Here is a 6,570-nt window from a genome sequence, read left to right on the forward strand (position 1 = left end):
GTCAGCTCGGTCCCGCCTTGTAACCGACACCACGGACGGTCACCACGATCTCCGGGCGCTCGGGGTCCTTCTCGACCTTCGAGCGCAGCCGCTGGACGTGCACGTTCACCAGCCGGGTGTCGGCCGCGTGCCGGTAGCCCCAGACCTGCTCGAGAAGCACCTCACGCGTGAAGACCTGCCACGGCTTGCGCGCCAGGGCGACCAGCAGGTCGAACTCCAGCGGGGTCAGCGCGATGGACTGGCCGTCCCGCTTCACGGAGTGCCCGGCCACGTCGATGACGAGGTCGCCGATGGTGAGCTGCTCGGGAGCGGGCTCCTCGGACCTCCGCAGCCGCGCCCGGATCCGGGCGACGAGCTCCTTCGGCTTGAACGGCTTCACGATGTAGTCGTCGGCGCCGGACTCCAGGCCCACGACCACGTCGACGGTGTCGCTCTTGGCCGTGAGCATGACGATCGGCACGCCGGACTCGGCGCGGATGAGCCGGCACACCTCGATGCCGTCCCTGCCGGGCAGCATCAGGTCGAGCAGCACCAGGTCGGGCTTGGCCTCCCTGAAAGCGGCAAGCGCCTTGTCACCGTCCGCGACGAACGACGGCTCGAACCCTTCACCCCGCAGCACGATGCCGAGCATCTCGGCCAGTGCGGTGTCGTCGTCGACGACAAGAACGCGTCCCTTCATATCGACATCATCCCATTAGCCAATCGTTACCTGCCGTGACCTGTCCCACAGCGCCTCCCCCAGCCCGGGCCCTGATCTTGTGGTCGGTGGCCCGCTCGGCCCGCCGGCGCACGGTTCGCGCGACCTGATCGGGCATCCGCACAGTGTGCCGCCTACGGCTCGCACAATGAAGGTCCGGACAAAGGTACGAACGAGATCAAGGCTCCGGCCCACGGGCGGGCCCCGCGTGGCACGATGGCACCCGGCCCGCCGCCGCGTCAGGTGTCGGCCGCCGTGACCGAGCCGGTTCGCCGATCCGGCACCGCGACCATTCCTCCGAGGTGGACGACCGTGAACGACACTCCGGGCTGGACCTCGCCCGGATCCGCCCCCTCCGACGGCCAGGACGGCTCCGGGGTCCAGGGACCCCATGCCACGGCCGACGCGAACGGCTCCGCCACCCAGTGGTCCAAGGACCAGCCGCCCGCCGGCCAGTGGACCCCGCCGACCGACCGGACCCCGCAGCCCGCCCCCGGCCAGAACTGGGGAACCCCGCCCCCGCACGTCAACTGGGGCAGGCCCCCGGCCGCCAAGCCCGGAGTCATCCCGCTGCGCCCGCTGGGCATGGGCGAGATCCTCGACGGCGCGGTGAAGACCCTCCGCACCTACTGGCGCACGGTCCTCTCCATCACGGTCACGGTCGCGGTGATCTCCCAGATCGCCGACATCCTGGCCCAGCGCTACCTCGTGCCGGCCTCCCCCGAGCTCAACCCGGACGCCACGCCCGCCGAACAGCTGGAGCAGACCCTGGACTCCGCCCAGGCCTCCCTGATCGGCCTGGGCCCCGCACTGCTCGTGACGATGATGGCGTCGCTCGTGAGCGCCGCCCTGCTGACCGTCGTCATCAGCCGCGCGGTCCTCGGCCGCCCGGTCTCGCTGGGCTCCGCCTGGCAGGAGGCCCGCCCGCGACTGCTCCAGCTGCTCGGCCTGACCCTGCTGCTCGCGGCGATGACCGTGGCGATCGTGAGCGTCGGCCTGTTCCCCGGCCTGCTGATCGGCGGCGCCGCCGGCGTGGCCCTGACCTTCCTCGGAGGTCTGGGCGCCGCCGTGGCGGCCATCTGGCTGATGATCCGCTTCAGCCTGTCCTCCCCCGCCCTGATGCTGGAGCGCCGCGGCGTCGTCCAGGCGCTGAAGCGCTCGGCGAAGCTGGTGCAGGGCTCGTGGTGGCGGATCTTCGGCATCACGGTGCTGACCCAGCTGCTGATCTTCCTCTTCGCCATGATCATCGCGATCCCGTTCACCATCATCGGCTTCGCCGTGGACGGAGAAGGCTTCGAGGGCCTGCTCTCCGGCAACGCCACCACCTTCGGCTGGCCGTTCCTGATCGTCACGGGCATCGGCGGCGTGATCACCAGCGCCGTCACCTACCCGATCTCGGCCGGCGTCACGGTCCTCCTGTACGTGGACCAGCGCATCCGCCGCGAAGCCCTGGACCTCGAACTGGCTCGGGCCGCGGGCCTCCCCGGCTACGGCCCCACGCCGGGCACCGACACCGTCGGGGGCTGATGCGGTGACGGTCACGGGGGGAACGGCCGCGGCACTCGTACGGCTGCGCGCCGAAGGCGACGTACCGGTGGACATCTCCCGCGTCCCCGCCCGCGAGGCGGCGGAGCGGGAGCTGTCCGACCCGAAGTACCACCAGAACGACCCGAACCTCCTCCAGCGCGGCCTCGACCGCTTCTGGGAGTGGCTCGACGACCTCTTCGGCAGCGCTTCGGGGGCCACCCCGGGCGGCGTCCTCGGCCTCGCCGTCATCGTCCTGCTCGTGGCCGCCCTCGCAGCCGCCCTCTGGTGGCGCCTCGGCACCCCGCGCCGGTCCCCCGGCACCACGGGCGACTCGCTCTTCGCCGACGGCCCCCGCACCGCCCGCGACCACCGCGCGGCCGCCGCCCGGCACGCCTCCGCCGGCCGCTGGAACGAGGCCGTCCAGGAACGGATGCGCGCCATCGTCCGCTCCCTGGAAGAACGCACCCTCCTCGAACCCCGCCCCGGCCGCACCGCCGACGAGGCCGCCGCCGAGGCCGGCCGCTCCCTCCCGTCGCACGCGGACGACCTGCGCCTCGCGGCCCGCACCTTCGACGACGTCACATACGGCGGCCGCACCGCCGACGAGCCCGCATACCGCCGCGTCGAGGACCTGGACACCGCCCTGGAGCGGACCCGCCCCACCCTCGACACCGCCTCCTCGGGGACCCCCGCATGAGCCGCCCGGCCGCCGGCACCTCGACCGCCCCCACCGCCCGCCAGGTGTGGACCCGCGTCCGCGGCGCGGTCCTCGTCCTCGCCCTGGTCCTGATCGGCGGCCTCGCCCTCGCGACGGTCCGCTCCACCGACGCCCACGGCTCCCTCGACCCGCGCTCCGCCGACCCGCACGGCAGCCTGGCCGTCGCCGAGCTCCTCAAGGCCCGCGGCGTCACCGTCACCATCGCCACCACCCTCGACGAAGCCACCGCCACGACGGACACCGGAACGACCCTCCTGGTCACCACCCCCGACCTGCTGACGGACAGCCAGCAGTCCACGCTCCACACGGCCATGGAGAACTCCACCGGCCGCACGGTCCTCATCGGCGCCGGCCGCGCCTCCCTCGCCACCCTCGCCCCGGGAGTCACCAGCGCCCCGAGCGCCCCGGTACGGGAACGCACCCCCGCCTGCACCCTGCCGGCCGCCACCCGCGCCGGCAGCGTCGACCTCGGCGGCGAACGCTACGAACCCGCCCCCGGCACCACCGCCTCCGCCTGCTACCACGCGGACGGCCTGCCGACCCTGCTGCACCTCCCCGCCACCGACACCGGCACGGGCCCCGACACGGTCCTCCTCGGCTCGCCCGACATCCTCTACAACTCCCGCCTCGACCAACTGGGCAACGCCTCGCTGGCCCTCCAACTCCTCGGCTCCCGGCCCCATCTCGTCTGGTACCTCCCCTCCCTCGCCGATGCCTCGGCCGCCGCCGACACACCGGCCGACGACACCACGGGCAACTTCCTCTCCCTCATCCCCTCGGGCTGGCTGTGGGGCGCCCTCCAACTCGCCCTCGCGGCCCTGCTCGCCGCCCTCTGGCGCGGCCGCCGCCTCGGCCCCCTGGTCACCGAGCGCCTCCCCGTGGCCCTCCGCGCCTCGGAGGCCACCGAGGGCCGCGCCCGCCTCTACCGCAAGGCGAACGCCCGCGACCGCGCCGCCTCCGTCCTGCGCACCGCGACCCGCTCCCGGCTCGCCCCGCTGCTCGGCGTCGCCATCCAGGACGCCCACGCCCCCGACCGTCTCCTCCCCGCACTCTCCGCCCGTCTCCCCGAGACCACCGCGGACCCCAAGGACCTCCTCTTCGGCCCGGCTCCCGCCGACGACGCCACCCTCATCCGCCTGGCGGACCAACTCGACGCCCTCGAAAGAGAGGTACGCACCTCATGAGCGCCCCGACCCCCGAGATCGCCACGGACTCGGACAGCGCCCGCGCTTCCCTGGAGGCCCTGCGCACCGAGATCGCGAAGGCCGTGGTCGGCCAGGACCCCGCCGTCACCGGTCTCGTCGTCGCCCTGCTCTGCCGGGGCCACGTCCTCCTCGAAGGCGTCCCCGGAGTCGCCAAGACCCTCCTGGTCCGCTCACTGGCCGCCGCGCTCGAACTCGACACCAAGCGCGTCCAGTTCACCCCCGACCTGATGCCGAGCGACGTCACCGGCTCCCTGGTCTACGACGCCCGCACCGCCGAGTTCTCCTTCCAGCCCGGCCCGGTCTTCACCAACCTGCTGCTCGCCGACGAGATCAACCGCACGCCCCCGAAGACCCAGTCCTCCCTCCTGGAGGCGATGGAGGAGCGTCAGGTCACGGTCGACGGCACCCCGCGCCTCCTCCCGGAGCCGTTCCTGGTCGCCGCGACCCAGAACCCCGTCGAGTACGAGGGCACCTACCCCCTCCCCGAGGCCCAACTGGACCGGTTTCTCCTGAAGCTGACGGTCCCTCTGCCCTCACGCGCGGACGAGATCCATGTCCTCACCCGTCACGCCGAGGGCTTCGACCCCCGCGACCTGAAGGCCGCCGGCGTCCGCCCCGTCGCGGGCCCCGCCGAGCTCGAAGCGGCCCGCGCCGCCGTCGCCAAGGTCTCGGTCTCCGCCGAGATCGCCGGCTATGTCGTCGATATCTGCCGTGCCACGCGTGAATCCCCCTCACTCACACTCGGGGTGTCTCCCCGAGGCGCCACCGCCCTGCTCTCCACCGCCCGCGCCTGGGCCTGGCTCACCGGCCGGGACTACGTCACCCCGGACGATGTGAAGGCCCTCGCTCTCCCCACCCTGCGTCATCGCATCCACCTGCGGCCCGAGGCCGAGATGGAGGGGGTCACCCCCGACTCCGTCATCAACTCGATCCTCGCCCACGTCCCCGTCCCCCGCTGAGAACGGCGCCTCATGGCCCTCACCGGACGAACCGCGCTGCTCGCCGCCCTCGGATCGCTCCCCGTCGGCATCCTCGCCCCCAGCTGGACGGGGATGCTTGCGGTGAACGCGCCTCTCTCCCTCGCAATTCTGTGCGACTACGTGTTGGCGGCGCCAGTACGAAGGCTCCAATTCACCCGAAGTGGTGATACATCCGTTCGACTCGGTGACGGGGCGGACGTCCAGCTCACCGTCACCAACCCCTCCGGCCGGCCCCTCCGCGCCCAGCTCCGCGACGCCTGGCCGCCCAGCAGCTGGCTTCCCGGCACCGAGCAGGCCTTCTCGCGCCGCCGGCTGACCGTGCCCGCCGGCGAGCGCCGCCGCCTCACCACGAGCCTGCGCCCGACCCGCCGCGGGGACCGGCACGCCGAGCGGATCACGGTCCGTTCCTTCGGCCCCCTCGGACTCGCTGCCCGCCAGGGCCACCACGAGGTCCCCTGGACCGTGCGTGTCCTGCCGCCCTTCACCAGCCGCAAGCACCTGCCGTCGCGCCTGGCCCGGCTCCGCGAGCTCGACGGCCGCACCAGCGTGCTGACCCGCGGCGAGGGCACGGAGTTCGACAGCCTCCGCGAGTACGTCCCCGGCGACGACACCCGCTCCATCGACTGGCGGGCCACGGCCCGCCAGACCGCCGTCGCGGTCCGCACCTGGCGCCCCGAGCGCGACCGACACATCCTGATCGTCCTCGACACCGGCCGCACCTCGGCGGGCCGCGTCGGCGACGTCCCGCGTCTGGACGCCTCGATGGACGCGGCTCTCCTCCTCACCGCCCTCGCCTCCCGCGCCGGCGACCGCGTGGACCTGCTGGCCTACGACCGCCGCCTCCGCGCCCAGGTCCAGGGCCGTTCCGCCGGCGACGTCCTCCCGGCCGTGGTCAACGCCCTCGCCCCGCTGGAGCCCGAACTGGTGGAGACGGACGCGCGCGGCCTGGCCGCGACGGCCCTGGCCCGCGCTCCACGCCGCTCGCTGATCGTCCTCCTGACCAGCCTCGACGCGGCCCCGATCGAGGAGGGCCTCCTCCCGGTCCTCCCGCAGCTCGCCCAGCGCCACACGGTCCTGGTGGCCTCCGTGGCCGACCCGCACGTCACGCGCATGGCCGAGGCCCGCGGCACGATCGAAGCCGTCTATGAAGCAGCAGCGGCCACTCAGACCCAGTCCCAGCGCGCCCGCACCGCGGACCAGCTCCAGCGCCACGGCGTCACGGTCGTCGACGCGACCCCCGACACCCTCGCCCCTGCCCTGGCAGACGCCTACCTGGCCCTGAAAGCAGCCGGCCGCCTCTGAACCCATCGACGTCTACTGCCCCCTCCGGGAGGGGGTCCGTGCCGTAAACGCAGAAAAGCCCCGCACCATGAGGTGCGGGGCTTTCCCACAATGATTGTTCGGCGGCGTCCTACTCTCCCACAGGGTCCCCCCTGCAGTACC

The 6,570-nt window shown here is 73.3% G+C and carries 6 protein-coding genes; 5 read left to right on the forward strand and 1 reads right to left on the reverse strand.

Annotation, left to right across the window (positions count from 1 at the left end):
* Position 1: 1 nt before the first annotated feature.
* Entirely contained in the window at positions 2 to 679 is a 678-nt protein-coding gene (gene mtrA, locus ACWGN5_RS29255; RefSeq protein ID WP_010356958.1) for a two-component system response regulator MtrA, read from the reverse strand.
* Positions 680 to 1,009: 330 nt separating this feature from the next.
* Between mtrA and ACWGN5_RS29260 the strand changes: the two genes are divergently transcribed.
* Genes ACWGN5_RS29260 through ACWGN5_RS29280 form a run of 5 tightly spaced genes read left to right on the forward strand, consistent with a single transcriptional unit; the run spans position 1,010 to position 6,429 of the window.
* Entirely contained in the window at positions 1,010 to 2,224 is a 1,215-nt protein-coding gene (locus tag ACWGN5_RS29260; protein ID WP_453520598.1) for a DUF7544 domain-containing protein, read from the forward strand.
* Positions 2,225 to 2,228: 4 nt separating this feature from the next.
* Entirely contained in the window at positions 2,229 to 2,921 is a 693-nt protein-coding gene (locus tag ACWGN5_RS29265; RefSeq protein ID WP_453520600.1) for a DUF4129 domain-containing protein, read from the forward strand.
* Complete coding sequence (locus tag ACWGN5_RS29270; RefSeq protein WP_453520601.1) at positions 2,918 to 4,126, forward strand: DUF4350 domain-containing protein; 1,209 nt, start codon at positions 2,918 to 2,920, stop codon at positions 4,124 to 4,126. Before ACWGN5_RS29265 ends, ACWGN5_RS29270 begins: the two co-directional genes overlap by 4 nt.
* Positions 4,123 to 5,106, forward strand: coding sequence for an AAA family ATPase (locus ACWGN5_RS29275; RefSeq protein ID WP_369144551.1), 984 nt, complete (start codon positions 4,123 to 4,125; stop codon positions 5,104 to 5,106). Before ACWGN5_RS29270 ends, ACWGN5_RS29275 begins: the two co-directional genes overlap by 4 nt.
* A gap of 12 nt (positions 5,107 to 5,118) precedes the next feature.
* Entirely contained in the window at positions 5,119 to 6,429 is a 1,311-nt protein-coding gene (locus tag ACWGN5_RS29280; protein WP_453520604.1) for a DUF58 domain-containing protein, read from the forward strand.
* The last annotated feature ends 141 nt before the right edge of the window (positions 6,430 to 6,570 follow it).

The organism is Streptomyces sp. NPDC055815 (assembly GCF_053616475.1).

Coding starts and splice junctions, on each gene's coding strand:
- mtrA (WP_010356958.1), bottom strand. CDS start 679: ATGAAGGGACGCGTTCTTGTCGTCGACGACGACACCGCACTGGCCGAG.
- ACWGN5_RS29270 (WP_453520601.1), top strand. CDS start 2,918: ATGAGCCGCCCGGCCGCCGGCACCTCGACCGCCCCCACCGCCCGCCAG.
- ACWGN5_RS29275 (WP_369144551.1), top strand. CDS start 4,123: ATGAGCGCCCCGACCCCCGAGATCGCCACGGACTCGGACAGCGCCCGC.
- ACWGN5_RS29280 (WP_453520604.1), top strand. CDS start 5,119: ATGGCCCTCACCGGACGAACCGCGCTGCTCGCCGCCCTCGGATCGCTC.